The organism is Streptomyces sp. NBC_00414 (assembly GCF_036038375.1).
In the GTDB taxonomy this organism is placed as follows: Bacteria; Actinomycetota; Actinomycetes; order Streptomycetales; family Streptomycetaceae; genus Streptomyces.
In genome coordinates this window covers 1,635,009-1,651,242 of sequence record NZ_CP107935.1, presented here as the reverse complement: position 1 = coordinate 1,651,242, position 16,234 = coordinate 1,635,009, and the positions used below count along the sequence as shown (strand labels likewise).

Sequence of the window (16,234 nt, the reverse complement as noted above, 5' to 3'; positions counted from 1 at the left end):
ACTTGACCGTAATCATCCAGCCGGGATTGACTGCTGGCTCACCCGTCGTCGACGCGAGAGTCAAGCCATTGAACGTAGGGACCTCGGACTCCGACCTTCTCGCACCACTCGACCTGGCGTTCTGGAGCATCGAATCCCCCGAGCACCCCATGCACCTCGGGGCACTGGGCGTCTTCGCCGCCAACTCGCCCGCCGCGGGCCGGCACGCGGCCGATCTGCTCGCGGCCCGCGCGGCCGGCGTACCCGGTCTGCGCATGCGGATCCGCGACATCTGGCAGCCGTTCGACTTCGGTGGCGCCGCCCGCGAGGCCGTCGCCGACTTCGAGCCGCTCGACCACGTCCGCCTGCACGCCCCCGTCGCGGACTTCCTCGCCGCCGCCGGCGCGATCATGCAGCGGCCCCTGGAGCGGGGCAGACCTCCGTGGGAGGCCCACGTCGTGCCCGGCGTGGACGGAACCTCCTTCGCCGTGCTGTTCAAGTTCCACCACGCGCTGGCCGACGGACTGCGGGCCCTCACCCTCGCGGCGGCCGTCCTCGACCCCATGGACATGCCCGCGCCGCGCCCGCGCCCCGCGGAGCCCGAACGCGGCTTCTTCTCCGGCCTCGTCCCCGACGTGACGAAGCTGCCGGGACTCGTCCGCGGCGCCCTCTCCGACGTGGGCCGGGCCCTCGACATCGGCGCCTCCGTCGCCCGCGCCACCTGGGGCGTACGGTCCTGTGCCGCCCTGGTCTCAAAACCGACCGGCACCCGCCGGGTCGCGGGCGTGGCCGTGGAGCTGGACGAGATCCACACGATCCGAAAGAGCGTGGGCGGCACCGTAAACGACGTCCTCATCGCCGTCGTCGCGGGCGCCCTGCGCCGCTGGCTCGACGAGCGCGGCGACGGCAGCGAAGGAGTGTCGCCCCGGGCCCTGATCCCCGTCTCCCGGCGGCGCCCGCGCACCGCGCACCCGCAGGGCAACCGGCTCTCCGGGTACTTGATACGGCTTCCCGTCGACGACCCGGACCCGCTCGCACGGCTCGCCGCCGTGCGCACGGCCATGAACCACAACAAGGACGCGGGGCCCAACCGGGGAGCGGGAGCCGTCGCCCTGCTCGCCGACCACGTCCCGGCGATCGGCCACCGGCTCGGCATGCCCGTCGTCGGCCAGGCGGCCCGGCTGCTCTTCGACATCCTGGTCACCAGCGTGCCCCTGCCCAGCCTCGGCATGAAACTCGGCGGCTGCCCGCTGACCGAGGTGTACCCGCTCGCCCCGCTGGCCCGCGGCCAGGCCCTCGCGGTCGCGGTGTCGACGTTCCGCGGGCGCGTCCACTACGGGCTCGTCGCCGACGCGGAGGCCGTCCCGGACCTCGACCTGCTCGCCAAGTCGCTGACCGTGGAGGTGGCGGAGCTGAACGCCGCCTGCGTGTCCTGAGACACATCCCGCGGGCCCGGTGCACCGCGCTCCACGGGCCTGCGGGAGACCGGTGATCATCGCGGGTTTGGTGCCTTTGCCCTGTGCTCCGTAAAATTCCGCCTTCGTGAGCGAGCGCGGTTCGAGCGCCGCGCGGAGACCCGAGGAACGGCAACGGCGATGACGGTGACAGAGGACAGCCAGGCGGCTCCCGCCGTGGACACGGCAGAGGCCCCGGACGGTTCGTACGGTCCCGGTGTCGGCCACGGTTCCCGTACGGATGACGGCTCCGGGGCGGAGGACGGTTTCGCTGCGGGGGAGGATGCCGGTGCGCAGGACGGTCTCGGTACGGACCTCGGTCCCGGTATCGACCCGGAGCGGCTGGCCGTCTGCCTCGCCGTGCTCGACGAGCTGGACAAGATCGACGTCGACCACCCCGACGCGATCGCCGTGCGCCGCGCCACCGCGGGGATCTACCGCTCGGTCAAGCAGCGCCGCCGCCAGGAGCGCAGGGCCGCCAAGACCGCCCACGACAAGGCGGTCACGGAGGCCACGGCCACCGGCTCCGCCCAGCGCATCGACGACGAGACCGAGGGCGTCCTGCCGTCGTCCGTGACCGAGGCCGGCGCCATCGCGGGGATACTCCAGCGCCCCCGCTCCTGCTACACCTGCAAGACCCGGTACACCGAGGTCGACTACTTCTACCACCAGCTCTGCCAGAAGTGCGCCGCCGAGAACCGCGCCCGCCGCGACGCCCGCACCGACCTCACCGGCAAGCGCGCGCTGCTCACCGGCGGCCGGGCCAAGATCGGCATGTACATCGCGCTCAGGCTGCTGCGCGACGGCGCCCACACCACGATCACCACGCGCTTCCCGAACGACGCCATCCGCCGCTTCAAGGCCATGCCCGACAGCGACGAGTGGATCGGCCGGCTGAAGATCGTCGGCCTCGACCTGCGCGACCCCGCGCAGGTCGTCGCGCTCGCCGACTCCGTGGCCGCCGAGGGCCCGCTCGACATCCTGATCAACAACGCCGCCCAGACCGTGCGCCGCTCCCCGGGCGCCTACAGCGAACTGCTCGCCGCCGAGTCGGGGCCGCTGCCCGCCGGTGAACTGCCGCCCGCCGAGGTCATCGGCACCTTCGGCTCCGGCGCCGTGTCCGCCCTCCCCGTGGCCGGGGGCGGCGCGCTGACCGCGCAGGACGTCACCGGCCTCGCGCTCATCTCCGGCTCCGCCTCCCTGGAGCGGATCGCCGCCGGTACGGCCATCGACGCGGGCGGCCTCGTGCCCGACCTGCACGACACCAACAGCTGGATCCAGGCCGTCGAGGAGGTCACGCCGGTCGAACTGCTTGAGGTCCAGCTCTGCAACTCCACCGCGCCGTTCATCCTCATCAGCCGGCTGCGCGGGGCGATGGCCGCCGCCGAGGCCGGGCGCACGTACATCGTGAACGTCTCCGCCATGGAGGGCGTCTTCAACCGCGGCTACAAGGGCGCGGGGCATCCGCACACCAACATGGCCAAGGCCGCGCTCAACATGCTCACGCGCACCAGTGCCCAGGAGATGTTCGAGAAGGACGGCATCCTGATGACCGCCGTCGACACCGGGTGGATCACGGACGAGCGGCCGCACCCGGACAAGATGCGGCTGGCCGACGCGGGGTTCCACGCGCCGCTCGATCTCATCGACGGGGCTGCGCGGGTGTACGACCCGATCGTGCGGGGGGAACAGGGCGAGGATCTGTTCGGGGTCTTCCTGAAGGATTACGCGCCCGGTAAGTGGTAGCCCGTGAGTGGTAGTCCGCTGCGGGGGGGGGCTTGAGCGGCGGGAGGGGCCGGGGCGGGGGCCGGGGCTGGGGTATGCGCCGGGGTGCCCGGGTGCCGGGGCACCCGGGTGTCGGGGGAGGCTGCGGGTTCGGTGAGGGCTTGTCGCGCAGTTCCCCGCGCCCCGCGCCCCTGGCGCGCCCCTAGAGGGGCGTCTCCTTGTGGGTGTGTGCCGCTCGCACTCTTGTTCCGCCGTCCACCAGCAGATCCGTTCCCGTCACCCACCTCGCCGCGTCCGAGGCCAGCCACAGGACGGCCCGGGCTACGTCCTCGGGTTCGCCGATGCGGCCGAGAGGTAGCCCAGCGGTCGGCGTCCGCTCCGCCCGTTCCCAGACGAAACGCGCCATCTCGGTGCGTACGAGGCCGGGGGAGACCGAGTTGACCCGGACCCCGGGAGCCAGTTCGCCCGCGAGCTGCTGGGTCAGTCGGAGCAGGGCCGTCTTGCTCGCGCCGTACGCGCCCAGGCCGGGGCCGACGTGCGCCGCGCCCTCCGTGCAGATGTTGACGACCGAGCCGCCGTGCTCGCGCATCCAGGCCCGCCACGTGTGCTGCACCAGCCGCAGCGGGGCTTCCACGTTGACCGCGAACGCCTCGACCCAGCGGTCCGGGTCCGCGTCCATGAGCGGGCCGTAGGGCTGGTTCGTCGCCGCGTTGTTCACCACGATGTCGACGCGGCCGTACGTGTCCATCGCCAGCTCGGTCAGCCGGCGCAGGTGAGCCGGGTCCGCGACGGTGCCTGGGAGGCCCACGGCGTTCAGTCGTGCGGTGGCTCTGGTCAGCCCTTCGGGGTCCCGTGCCGTGACGCACACCCGTGCTCCGGCCGCCACGAGTGCCTCGGCGACCGCCAGCCCTATCCCGCGCGAGGCCCCGGTGACGATGGCGACCCTGTCCTCGAAGCCGTACGGCGACGTCATCCGCGTACCGTCTCATGACGGGGCGTCAGCCGACAGGCCCGGGGGAGAAGGGCTGGGGACGGGGTCTGGAGGGGAGAGAGCAGGGCTGGGGACGGGGTCTGGTGGTGCGGTCAGTCGATCGCGCCCAGGCGTGTGTGCCGCGCCGACACCAGTTCCAGCACCGTGCGCCAGTCCTCCAGCACTCCGGCGTCCAGGCCCGCCGTCCGGGCGGACTCGTCGGCCTGCCGCAGGATCAGCGCGTCCTCCACGATCGCGTCACCCAGGAGCGGATCGTCGAAGGGCGGATCGTCCAGGGACGGATCGTCGAAGGGCGGATCGTCGAGGGACGGATCGCCCGGGGAAGGCTCGTGCGGCCGGTGGAGGCGTACGAGGCTGGAGACCCGCTCGCCCAGCAGTGGTCGGACCGCGCCGGCCGTGAGGTCGGCGTGCGCCGAGAGGTCGCTCGGTCGCAGCAGCTGCCCGATGACGTGCACCAGTCCGGCCACCTGGAGTTCCTTGTCGGCCGGGCGGCTTCGGCGCAGCAGCGCCGCGGTCTGCAGCGCGTGATCGTGCAGATCGACCGCGGCGCCGCCGGGACAGGCGGTGCCCCGGGCCCCTCGGCAGGCGTGCAGCAGATCCATCAGCTCTTCGACTCTGCGCAGCTCCATGCGCCAGTCCTCCCTGCGGGCGAGAAAGGCCGTCGTCTCGCGCCAGCAGATCATGGCCAGATTTCAGTCGGGCCAACGGGAACTGAACTGCGCACCTGCCCTGGAACCCGTTCAGTGCCCCCTGTCGATCCACTCCTGGAGGCTGGGGGCCTCGGCGCCGACCGTCGTCGTGTCGCCGTGACCGGTGCGGACCACCGTCTCGGCGGGCAGGCCGAGCAGACGGGTTCTGATCGACTCGACGATCGTCGGGAAGTGGGAGAAGGACCGGCCCGTCGCGCCCGGCCCGCCCTGGAAGAGGGTGTCGCCGGTGAAGACGGTGCCCAGCTCCGCGGCGTACAGGCAGACGGCCCCCGGCGCGTGACCTGGCGTGTGCAGGACGGTCAGCTCCACGCCCGCCACGGTGAGCTTCTCGCCGTCGGACAGCTCGCCGTCCGGCAGGCGGTCCGGGTGGGTCTGCTTCCAGAGCGGGAGATCCTCCGGGTGGAGCAGGATCGGGGCGCCGGTGCGCTCGGCCAGGGCCGGGGCCGCGTCGATGTGGTCGTTGTGCGCGTGGGTGCAGATGATCGCGCGGAGCGTGCGGTCGCCCAGTGCCTCGGCGATCGCGTCGGCGTCGTGGGCCGCGTCGATGACCACGGCTTCCGTGTCGTCGCCCACGATCCATACGTTGTTGTCGACGTCCCAGGTGCCGCCGTCCAGGCTGAACGTGCCCGAGGTGACGAGGTGCTCGATGCGGGCGGTGGTCACAGCTCCACCACCGATCGCAGGACGTCGCCGCCGTGCATGCGGTCGAAGGCCTGCTCGACGTCGTCGAGCGTGATGGTCTCCGTCACGAACGCCGCCAGGTCCAGCCTGCCCTGCTGATGCAGATCGATCAGCATGGGGAAGTCGCGCGAGGGCAGGCAGTCGCCGTACCAGGACGACTTCAGGCTGCCGCCGCGGCCGAAGACGTCCAGCAGGGGCAGTTCGAGCTTCATCTCCGGGGTGGGGACGCCCACCAGGACCACCGTGCCCGCCAGGTCGCGGGCGTAGAAGGCCTGCTTGTACGTCTCCGGGCGGCCGACCGCCTCGATGACGACGTCCGCCCCGAACCCGCCGGTCAGCTCGCGGATCGCCTCGACGGGGTCCGTCTCCTTGGAGTTGACGGTGTGGGTGGCGCCCATCGTGCGGGCCTTCTCCAGCTTCCGGTCGTCGATGTCGACGGCGATGATCTTCGCGGCGCCCGCGAGGTTCGCCCCGGCGATCGCGGCGTCGCCCACGCCGCCGCAGCCGATGACGGCCACCGAGTCGCCGCGGCCCACCCCGCCGGTGTTGATCGCCGCTCCGATGCCGGCCATCACGCCGCAGCCGAGCAGGCCCGCGACCGCCGGGGACACGGACGGGTCGACCTTCGTGCACTGGCCGGCCGCGACGAGGGTCTTCTCGGCGAAGGCGCCGATGCCCAGGGCGGGGGAGAGCTCGGTACCGTCCTCCAGGGTCATCTTCTGCTTCGCGTTGTGCGTGTCGAAGCAGTACCAGGGGCGGCCGCGCAGACAGGCCCGGCACTGGCCGCACACCGCTCGCCAGTTGAGGACCACGAAGTCGCCGGGGGCCACGTCGGTGACGCCCTCACCGACCGACTCGACGACGCCCGCGGCCTCGTGGCCGAGGAGGAACGGGTAGTCGTCGCTGATGCCGCCCTGCTTGTAGTGCAGGTCGGTGTGGCAGACCCCGCAGGCCTGCACCTTCACCACGGCCTCACCGGGACCCGGGTCCGGGATGAGAATCGTCCGGATCTGCACCGGCTCGTTCTTGCCGGGGGCGATGACACCGCGAACCTGCTGGGCGGCCATGTCGGGCTCCTTCACATGGACAGTGGGGCGCTGATCATGTTGGCACAGGGCCGGACGGGTGGCTCCCCGCCTGTGGACAACTGAGGCGGAGACGGGGCGGAACGCGCCGTCCGTACGGCCGAACGGGGTGGGGCGGAGGCCGAAAGACTTCAGATGGTTACACCTTGTTTTCAGCCCCATCGAGCGGCGGCCCGCTCATTTGGTTACTCTGTGCGGGACGGACAGCTCATTTGGGTTCCACCCACACCCACGGTCCGTCCCGGGACAAGCCAGTCACCACGGCCTGCTCTCATGCGAGTTGACAGGCGCCACCGCGTCCGAAGTGCCTTTGTTCAGACCCGAGCGGACGCCGGCGACCGACAGCAGAGTGGTCCTGTGCGCCCCGAGGGTGACCCGACACATAAGGAGTGCGCGGTGACACCGGAGACGACGAATCTCGATCAGGCCCCCAAGGAACGTGTGGACCTCACGGACCGGGCGGAGAAGCTCGGCAGCCTGGACGTGTGGGCCAGGTCCGCCCCCATCCGGCTGGCGGGGTACGAGGACGACCTCGCCGAGCCCCACATCCTGCCCAGCGTGGACTGACCGCCGGAGGGCTGGGAGCCGGGACCACCGAGGACCTACCCAAGACCGCCGAGGACCGTCGGGCGACCGTCGAGGGCGTCCGGCGGTCGTGGGTCGGTCGGGGCCGTGCCGGTACGTCGAGCCCGTCGCCTTCCGGCTGTACGGCCCTGAGACGGAAGCGTTCGGTCGATCGCAGGAGCCCTACGCGACGGGCCGCGACGTACCGGCACGGCCCGCTCCGGTTGCATTGCCGGCGCAGGTCGGCATGGGGTCACGGGGGCGCTACCAGGTGGTCGTGCCAGACTTGTGCCCATGTCGATCAGAGAAGCCGTGGCCGATGACTGGCCGCGGATCTGGCCCTTCTGGCACCGCATCGTCGCCGCCGCCGACACCTACGCGTGGGATCCGGACACCTCCGAGGAGGACGCCCGTGCCCTGTGGATGGCACCGGGCAAGCAGGTCTTTGTCGCCGAAGACAGCTCGGGTGTTGTTGTCGGGTCCGCCTACGTCACCCCCAATTACGGGGGGCCCGCGGCCGACGTCGCCAACGCCGGGTTCATGGTCGATCCGGACCGTACCGGCCAGGGCATCGGCCGGGCCCTGGCCGAGCACATCCTGCGGACCGCCAAGGACGACGGCTACCGGGCGATGGTCTTCAACGCCGTCGTGGAGACCAACCCCGCCGTGAAACTGTGGATGTCACTGGGCTTCGAGATCGTGGGTACCGTCCCCTACGCCTACGCCCACCCGACCCAGGGCAGAGTCGGCCTCCACATCATGCACCGAGCGCTTTGACGATCAACAGCAGGACACCTTTCGTTCTTTGCGGGGCGCCGGGGCACTTCTTCTTGGGGGCGCGGGTGGCCTGTCTGCTTTCAGGGGTGCGGGGAACTGAGTGACCGGTCCCAACGCACCCGCACCCGGCCGACAACCCCGAACCCTCTACCGCGCGCCCCCCAGCGGAGCGTTCCGCGTCCAGGGCCGCAGCCCCTCCAACTGCCCCGCCAGCTCCAGCAAGGCACCCTCGCTCCCGGGCCGCCCCACCAGCTGGACAGCACCCGGCATGCCCGACGGCAGTTCCCCGAACGGCACCACCATCGCCGGCCACCCCGTCAGATTCCACGGCGGCGTCAACGGCGAGCAGTTCGTGTTGACCAGGACATTCCGCAACCACCCCCGCTTGTGCCAGTCCGCCGCCGCGGGCCCCCGCCGGGCCAGCGCGGGAGTGAGCAGCACGTCGTGCTCGGCGAAGAAGGGCGCGAACCGCTCCCGCAACTGCTGCCGACGCACACCGGTCCGTACCGAGTCCACGAACCGGCGCCCCACGCGCGCGTGCACCCGTGTGCGCCGCGCCAGTCGCCGCGGGTCGAGCCCCTCCGAGTCCACCGCCGTCCCGGCCGTCCAGTGCGCCAGCGAGGTCGTGCCCAGCCACACCGGATACGGCGGGTCCGCGCGGCGCACCCGGTGCCCCGCCCCGGCGAGCAGCCGGCCCGCCTCACGGGCCGCGGTCGCGTAGGGCGAGGTGACGGCAACCCCCATCAGCGGGCTCCGCACGGACACGGCGACCGAACGTGCGGAGGGCTCCTCGGCACGTACGAGATCCGTGGCGGCCAGTACCGAGAACATCAGCCGGGCGTCCTCGACCGTGGTCGCCAGCGGCCCGTTCTCGGACATGCCGAACCAGTCGCCGTGGCCTATGTCCGCCGGGATCGTGCCGTGGCCCGGCTTGAGGCCTATCAGGCCACAGTTGGCGGCGGGTATCCGCAGCGAGCCCATGCCGTCGTTGCCGAGGGCCAGGGGCACCATCCCGGCGGCGACCGCGGCCGCGCTGCCGCCTGAGGACCCGCCTGCCGTGCGCGTGGTGTCCCACGGGTTGCGCGCCGTGCCGTACACGCCCTCCGTGGTGCCGAAGACGCAGAGTTCGGGGACGTTCGTCAGGCCCACCACGACGGCGCCCGCCGCGCGCAGCCTGGCCACCGTGACGTGGTCCTCGGCGGCTGGGGAGTCCGGGCTCGCCGCGCTGCCGTTGCGGGTGGACTCGCCCTGTACGGCCAGGTTGTCCTTGATCGCCACCGGTACGCCCGCCAGGGGGAGTCCGGCCAGGTCCGACCGGGACGCCACCTCGCCCGCCTCGGCCAGCGCGGCCACCGCGCGTACGTGGCGGAACGCTCCCACGCGCGCGTCGAGCAGCTCGATCCGCGCGAGGTGCTCGGCCACCACCTCGCGCGGCGTGACCCGCTTCTCACGGACGGCGGCGGCGATCTCGGCGGCGGTCCGGCCGACCCAGCTGGTCACGGTGGCTCCTCGGGGGCGTGGTCTCACTGGTAAGTGCTGGTGAGTACGAGAAGTACTGTGCCTTGGCGTGGCGGCTTCCGTCGAGAGTCGTCCCGGCGGCAGCCGTCGTCCCTGGCGCGCTTGGACATTCGCTGCGTTTCTCTTGGACTTTTGACGGCGTCTCCGTCCGGCTGTGTGCCTGGAGTGGCAGGTCATCCGACCACTGGCTCAACTCAGCCCGTCCCACACCCCATTGACATGCTCTGAAGGCCGCCCAATCATCACACCTCCGATGAATGGGAGGTGCCCGTGAGTACGGACGTCAAGAGTGCGTATCCAGGCAGGAGTGCGTCTTCGAGACGGTCCCGGCTGGTCGGTGTCGTTACGGCACTCCTGCTGCTCGCGGCGCCGGTCCCGATGGCGGGCGTGGCACAGGCGGCCGGCCCCACGCCTCCTGTCACCGTTCCCGCCCTGACGGACTGGACGCCGGAAACCGGACATTATGTGTACGGGCGCGGTGCGCGCCTTGTCGCGGACAGCAGGGCTGAGCGTCGCGTCGCGGACACCCTCGCCGACGACCTGCGCGCGGCGGGGCATGGGGTCGTTCCGGTTGTGGGCGGGGGAGCGCGTACGGGTGACATCGTTGTCGATATCGCGCCCGGCAGAGCCGCGTTGGGCAAGGAGGGGTACGAACTTCGTGCGGGCGAGCGCCTGTCGGTCACCGGCGCCACCGAGGCGGGAGCGTTCTACGGCACCCGGACCGTTCTCCAGCTTCTTGCCCAGGGTGACCGGCTGCCGGCCGGACGCGCCGTCGACGTGCCCCGGTACGAGGAGCGGGGCGTCGGGGTGTGCGCCTGCTACATCCACATCACCACGGAGTGGCTGGAGAACCTCGTACGCGACATGGCGTACAGCAAGCTCAACCAGCTGTTGCTCGAGCTGAAGGTGAAGAGCGACGCGCATCCTGAGGCCAACACCTGGGGCTACTACACCAAGGACGAGATACGCCGACTCGTCGCGCTCGGCGAGAAGTACCACGTCACGATCATTCCGGAGATCAACTCCCCGGGGCACATGGACCCTTGGATCGAGAACCGGCCGGATCTCCAGCTCACCGACTCCGACGGCGACAAGCAGCCTTCCCGGCTCGACATCACGCGCCCCGGGGCTTTCGCCTACTACGCGGGCCTGATGGACGAGTACGCGCAGGTGTTCAGGGCCGACTCCTGGCACATGGGCGCCGACGAGTACATGCTCGGCTCCGACTTCGCCAAGTATCCGCAGGTCCTGGAGTACGCCAGGGCCAAGTACGGCGCGGACGCCACCCCGCAGGACGCCTTCATCGACTTCGTCAACCGGGTCCACGCCTACGCGGCGGACAGGGGGAAGGAGCTGCGGATCTGGAACGACGGTCTCACCGGCGCCAACACCGTGCCCGTCACGGCGGGTACGACGGTCGAGCACTGGCTGAACGTGGCCACCAAGCCGAGCCAACTGCGTGCGCAGGGGTACCCGTTGATGAACGCCGCCTATGCCCTGTACCTGGTGCGCGGTGGCTTCCACTCGGACACCAAGGGGCTCTACGACCAGAGTTGGGACCCGCGCAGCTTCGAGGGCGAGAAACTTGCCTCGCGCGAGGGCGTCACCGGAGCGAAGATCAGTCTCTGGCCCGACAACGGCCGTGGCGAGACCGAGAACGAGGTCGCGGAGGACACCGGCCCGGCTCTGCGCCATGTCGCCCAGGCCACCTGGGGCAGCCCGCACCCGGACGCCACGTACGCCGAGTTCACCGCTCGCGCGGCGGCCGTGGGCCACGCGCCCGGATGGCGGGACCTCACCCGCGTGCCGGTCGCGAACGGTACGTACACCTTCCGCGCGGGGGCCGAGACCTTCACGGCCGAGGTCGAGCGCACGCCGGACGGTTACGTGACCTTGAAGGCCGCGGGCGGGTGTCTGGAGGTGCGTGGCGGGAAGCTCACCCTCAACGTGCCGCTTCAGCCCGGTGTTGAGGTGTCCCAGCAGGCCTGTGACGCCGCGAGCACCCTGCAGCGGTGGCAGTTGGCGCCCGTGCGGGGCGGCTACCAACTCGTCAATGCCATAACGCAGATGGCTGTGCACGTGACCGATGACGGACGGCTCGTCCAGTATCCGCCGGACCAGCAGCGCCCCGCCGTATGGCGGTTGGCCGCCGCATGACCCGTACAGCCGTATGACCCGTACACCGTCCGAAGCCGTGTATACCCGTAGCCCTTGAGGAGTTCGACCGCATGGCAGTCTCCAGACGTCTCTTCGTCACGGCCGCCGCCGCACTCGTGGCGTCCAGCGGTACGTCCCTGGTCCTCGCGTCCGCCGCCTCCGCCTCTGCCGAGGAGCCGTGGTACCGGATCCCCGTCGGTCCCGACGACTCCCCGGACGAGCTGGTCCGCAAGGCCTCCCGAGTCCGGCCCACGGAACGGCAGATCGCCTGGCAGGCCCTCGAACGGACGGCCTTCCTGCACTTCGGCGTGAACACCTTCACCGGCCTCGAATGGGGCACCGGCGACGAGGACCCCGACGTCTTCCAGCCGGTCGGCCTCGACACCGACCAGTGGGCCCGCGCCCTGCGCGACGGCGGTTTCAAGCTGGCCATTCTTACTGTCAAGCACCATGACGGATTCGTGCTCTACCCGTCCCGCTACACCAACCACTCGGTCGCGTCGAGCAGTTGGCAGGGCGGGCGGGGTGACGTGCTGCGTTCGTTCGCCGACTCCATGCGGCGCCATGGGCTCAAGGTCGGCGTCTACATCTCGCCTGCCGACGAGAACCAGTACCTGCACGGCGTGTACGCCAACGGCAGCGCCCGCTCCGAGCGCACCATCCCCACCCCGGTGCCGGGGGTCGACCGCCCGGACGGGCCCACCTTCACCCTCCCGGCCACCGACTACGGCGCCCATATGCTCGACCAGCTCTACGAGGTCCTCACCGAGTACGGGCCCGTGGACGAGGTCTGGTTCGACGGAGCCCAGGGCCGTATCCCGCCTGACAAGGTCGAGACGTACGACTGGGACAGCTGGTACACGCTGATCCGGACCCTCGTGCCGGACGCCACGGTCGCCGTGTCCGGACCCGATGTGCGCTGGGTCGGCAACGAGGGCGGCTTCGCCCGCGAGAACGAGTGGAGCGTCGTACCCGTCCAGGAGAAGGCCAACGGGCGCATGGACTTCGCGCTCTCGTACGACGCGCCCGACATGGGAGGCCGGGACGCCCTGGTCGCCGCCCAGCCGGTGGCCGACCACCTGCAGTGGTGGCCGGCGGAAGCCGACGTGTCGATCCGGGACGGCTGGTTCTATCACGCGGACCAGCAGCCCAAGTCCGTGCAGCGGTTGACCGACATCTACTTCGGCTCCGTGGGCCGCAATGCTGTGCTGCTGCTCAATGTCCCGCCGGACGACCGGGGTCTCCTCCCGGCCGCCGACGTCACCCGTCTGCGGGAGTTCCGCGAGCGCATCGACCGCGAACTCCCGGGGGACCTGACACGCGGGGCGAGGGTGGCTTCCTCCCCGGGCACGATCACCGTCGACCTGGGCCGCCCTCGCGAGGTCAACCGCATCCGGCTCGCGGAGGACATCCGCCACGGCCAGCAGGTGGAGGGCGTGGTGGTCGAGGCCCACACGGAGGGGGCCTGGAAGCAGGTGACAGCGGCGGGCACCCTGGGTGCCGGCCGCATCCTGCTCCTACCGACCCCGGTACGAGCAAGGCACTGGCGAGTACGGGTGACAGCCTCCCGCCGCCCTCCCCACCTCTCCAAGTTCGAACTGCACCGCTCCACCCTCTGAGGACAGAGAACACCCACTCAGGGGCGCGAGGAACCGCGCACCCAGCCACGAGCGCCCCGCACCAGACACACAGCCGTGCCCCCCACCCACCCCAGGGGCGCGGGGAACTGCGCACCCGGCCACGAGCGCCCCGCACTACACATACGGCCGTGTCCCCCACTCACCCCAGGGGCGCGGGGACTGCGCACCCGACCATGAGCGCCCCGCACTACACATACGGCCGTGTCCCCCACTCGCCCCAGGGGCGCGGGGAACTGCGCGGCCAGCCCTCACTCACCCGCAGACAGTAAAAGACGCACCCCCGCAGGGGGCAGGTGGGGGGTGCCCGTCGCAATGCGACGAACCGCCCCCGCCCCCACCCCGCTCAAGCCCCGCAGGGCCCCGTGCTGTCGCGTTCGATCAGTGCCGGCACAGGCACCCCCACAGCCCGCGCGGCCCCTCCGTCCAGCAGCGACGTCAACTCCTTCGCCGCGGTCCGCCCGAACTCCACCGTGTCCCGGGACAGCGCCGACAGCCACGGCTTGACCATGCGGCACAGCGCCGAGTCCTCCCAGGCGACGACCGACACGTCACCCGGCACCGAGAAGCCCAGCTCCGTCGCGGCGGCGACCCCGGCGACGGCCATCACGTCGTTGTCGTAGACGAGCGCGGTCGGTGGCGAACCACCCTCCAGCACACCGCTCTCCAGGACACGGCGAGTGACCGCCGCCCCCTCCGCGTCGGAGTAGTCCGTGGTCACCGAGCGCACCTCCGCGAGCCCGCGCCGATCGGCCTCGGCGCGCAGCGTGCGGATCCGCCGCTCGGTGTGCGCGAGGCCGGGCAGACCCGCGATGTGCACGATCCGCCGGTGGCCCAGTTCGTACAGCCGTCCCACGACGGACGCCATCGCGCCCGCGTCGTCCGCCCAGACCGTGGACAGCCCCGGATGCCGGGCGTCCGGCGCCCCGCCGATGACCACCGCGGGCAGCCCCAGCTCGTCGAGCAGGTCGGGGCGGGCGTCGTCGGTCCGCGGATCGACGACCAGTACCCCGTCCACGCGGTGCTCGGCCCACCAGCGCCGGTACACCGCGCACTCGTCGTCGACGTCCTCGACCACCTGGAAGAGCAGGCCGAGATGACGCTCCGCCAGGACCTCCTGGATGCCCGAGATGAGCTGCAGGAAGAACGAGTCCACGCCGAGCGTGTCCGCGGGCCTGGCCAGGACGAGGCCGACCGTTGCCGTGCCCTCGCCGGACAGCTGGCGCGCCGCCGTGCTGGGCCGCCAGCCCAGCTGCTCGGCGACCCGGCGCACCCGGTCCCGGGTGATCTCGGAGACCCCGGGCCGGTCGTTGAGCGCGAACGAGACCGCGCTCTCGGAGACCCCGGCGCGCTGCGCGATGTCCTTCATCGTCGGCCGGCGCGCGGGAGACCGCTTGGCTGGCAACTGCTCCCCATTTCACTGAAGCCCCGCAGGTGGCTCCGCCTGGAGCACTGCTCAATGGAGCTCGGTACTAAAGCGCTTGAGCTGGACCACTCTAAAGCGCATTAGTGATCCGTTGCAAGAGGTGCGTCGTGAGCCTCTGACCTGCTTTTATGTCGAGCTAATGAATTTAGTGAGACGGAATCCATTGACTTCCCCACCGCGATGGATGCAAGGTCTGCCCGTCACCCCCTGGCCACACCGTCACAAAGGAGCCCGGTCACCGTGCGCATGCCTCGCAGAGCACTCGCCGCCGCAGTTGTCGCCCTGGTCCTGCCGCTCAGCGCCTGCGGCTCCGGGGGTGACGACAGCGGTTCCACGGACGCCTCCGGCAAGGTCGAGGGCGACATCACCTTCCAGACCTGGAACCTGCGGGCGAACTTCAAGCCGTACTTCGAGGGTCTGGTCGCCGATTTCGAGAAGAAGTACCCCGGCACGAACGTGAAGTGGGTCGACCAGCCCGCCGAGGGCTACGCCGACAAGATCAGCGCGGACGCGGCCGGCGGCACCCTGCCCGACGTCGTGAACGTCTCGCCGGACCTCGTCGCCCCGCTCGCGAAGGCGGGCCTCGCGCTGGACCTGGACAAGGCCGCCGCGAAGTACAAGAAGGAGTACCTGCCGGACGCGTGGGCCAGCCACGAGATACCGGGCATGGACGGCACGTACGCCTTCCCCTGGTATCTGAACACCGGCCCGCTGTTCTACAACAAGTCGCTGTTCAAGGAGGCCGGCCTGGACGCGTCGAAGCCTCCGAAGACGTACGACGAACTCTTCGACAACGCCCTTGAGCTGGCGGACAAGAGCGACGGCAAGGTCGCGACCCTCGCGAACGTGCCCACCATCGAGGACTTCGGCCGCTACGGCGTCGAGCTGATGAACAAGGAGGGCACGGCCTTCGCCTTCAACGACGCCAAGGGTGTGGAACTCCTCAGCAAGTACAAGGAGTTGTACGACGCCAAGGCCCTGGACTCGCAGGCGCTGACCGCGACCCCCGAGTCGTCCGGCAAGAAGTTCCTCACCGGTGCCGTCGCCATGAACCCGGGCAGCGCCCTGGACCTCGGCAACTTCAAGAAGCAGGCGCCGAACCTCTACAAGAACATCGGCATCACCGACCAGATCACCAGCACCGGCAAGGTCAACATGTACGTCATGGGCGTGATGGTGAACGCGCAGACCAAGCAGAAGCCCGCCGCCGTCGCCTTCGCGCACTTCGTCACCGACGCACAGAACCAGATGTCGTTCGCCAAGAAGGTCGCCATCTTCCCGAGCACCGCCGGTTCGCTCGACGACCCGTACTTCACCGAGGAGGACGGCACGGACGAGACCCGCGTACGGATCGCCGCCGCCAAGTCCCTGAAGAACGCGGCCAACTACACGCCGGTCCTGTTCAGCGAGCAGATGAAGACCGAGCTGCGCAACTCCGTCGCCAAGGCGCTGCAGGGCAAGGTGAGCCCCAAGGAGGCACTCGACAACGCTGTCAAGGCGTGCGACCGCCTGCTCCAGCAGCAGGGCTGA

General features: G+C 70.7%; 13 protein-coding genes. 7 read left to right on the top strand and 6 right to left on the bottom strand.

Annotated elements, in window-relative coordinates:
- The first annotated feature begins 68 nt into the window (after window positions 1–68).
- Window positions 69–1,415 carry a wax ester/triacylglycerol synthase family O-acyltransferase gene (locus OHS59_RS07270; protein WP_328492565.1) on the top strand — a complete coding sequence of 449 codons (1,347 nt, stop codon included), beginning with the start codon at window positions 69–71 and terminating at the stop codon, window positions 1,413–1,415.
- Window positions 1,416–1,574: 159 nt separating this feature from the next.
- Window positions 1,575–3,179 (top strand): SDR family NAD(P)-dependent oxidoreductase, encoded by a 1,605-nt coding sequence (locus OHS59_RS07265; RefSeq protein WP_328492564.1) that lies wholly within the window; start codon window positions 1,575–1,577, stop codon window positions 3,177–3,179.
- Window positions 3,180–3,360: 181 nt separating this feature from the next.
- On the opposite strand, the gene OHS59_RS07260 is transcribed toward OHS59_RS07265, so the two are convergent.
- From OHS59_RS07260 to OHS59_RS07245, 4 genes are all read right to left on the bottom strand, one after another.
- Window positions 3,361–4,131 (bottom strand): SDR family oxidoreductase, encoded by a 771-nt coding sequence (locus OHS59_RS07260; protein WP_328492563.1) that lies wholly within the window; start codon window positions 4,129–4,131, stop codon window positions 3,361–3,363.
- Window positions 4,132–4,241: 110 nt separating this feature from the next.
- Entirely contained in the window at window positions 4,242–4,778 is a 537-nt protein-coding gene (locus OHS59_RS07255) for a hypothetical protein (RefSeq protein WP_328499089.1), read from the bottom strand.
- 111 nt (window positions 4,779–4,889) lie between these two features.
- Entirely contained in the window at window positions 4,890–5,522 is a 633-nt protein-coding gene (locus OHS59_RS07250; protein ID WP_328492562.1) for an MBL fold metallo-hydrolase, read from the bottom strand.
- On the bottom strand, window positions 5,519–6,607 hold the full coding sequence (locus tag OHS59_RS07245) for an S-(hydroxymethyl)mycothiol dehydrogenase (RefSeq protein ID WP_328492561.1): 1,089 nt from the start codon (window positions 6,605–6,607) through the stop codon (window positions 5,519–5,521). The genes OHS59_RS07250 and OHS59_RS07245 overlap by 4 nt, the downstream gene beginning before the upstream one ends.
- A gap of 414 nt (window positions 6,608–7,021) precedes the next feature.
- Here OHS59_RS07245 and OHS59_RS07240 point away from each other — a divergent pair, with 414 nt between their 5' ends.
- Window positions 7,022–7,192, top strand: coding sequence for a hypothetical protein (locus tag OHS59_RS07240; protein WP_328492560.1), 171 nt, complete (start codon window positions 7,022–7,024; stop codon window positions 7,190–7,192).
- 291 nt (window positions 7,193–7,483) lie between these two features.
- Complete coding sequence (locus tag OHS59_RS07235; RefSeq protein WP_328492559.1) at window positions 7,484–7,966, top strand: GNAT family N-acetyltransferase; 483 nt, start codon at window positions 7,484–7,486, stop codon at window positions 7,964–7,966.
- Window positions 7,967–8,113: 147 nt separating this feature from the next.
- Here OHS59_RS07235 and OHS59_RS07230 read toward each other — a convergent pair whose 3' ends face one another.
- Entirely contained in the window at window positions 8,114–9,466 is a 1,353-nt protein-coding gene (locus OHS59_RS07230; protein WP_328492558.1) for an amidase, read from the bottom strand.
- Between the two features lie 396 nt (window positions 9,467–9,862).
- Here OHS59_RS07230 and OHS59_RS07225 point away from each other — a divergent pair, with 396 nt between their 5' ends.
- Both OHS59_RS07225 and OHS59_RS07220 read left to right on the top strand, forming a co-directional pair.
- Complete coding sequence (locus OHS59_RS07225; protein WP_328499088.1) at window positions 9,863–11,641, top strand: family 20 glycosylhydrolase; 1,779 nt, start codon at window positions 9,863–9,865, stop codon at window positions 11,639–11,641.
- Window positions 11,642–11,712: 71 nt separating this feature from the next.
- Entirely contained in the window at window positions 11,713–13,260 is a 1,548-nt protein-coding gene (locus OHS59_RS07220) for an alpha-L-fucosidase (RefSeq protein WP_328492557.1), read from the top strand.
- Window positions 13,261–13,624: 364 nt separating this feature from the next.
- Here the strand turns inward: OHS59_RS07220 and OHS59_RS07215 are convergent, their stop codons facing one another.
- A complete protein-coding gene (locus OHS59_RS07215) occupies window positions 13,625–14,683 on the bottom strand; it encodes a LacI family DNA-binding transcriptional regulator (protein ID WP_328492556.1) in 1,059 nt (352 codons plus the stop codon).
- 267 nt (window positions 14,684–14,950) lie between these two features.
- Here OHS59_RS07215 and OHS59_RS07210 point away from each other — a divergent pair, with 267 nt between their 5' ends.
- Window positions 14,951–16,234, top strand: a complete 1,284-nt coding sequence (locus OHS59_RS07210; RefSeq protein WP_328499087.1) for an ABC transporter substrate-binding protein — start codon at window positions 14,951–14,953, stop codon at window positions 16,232–16,234.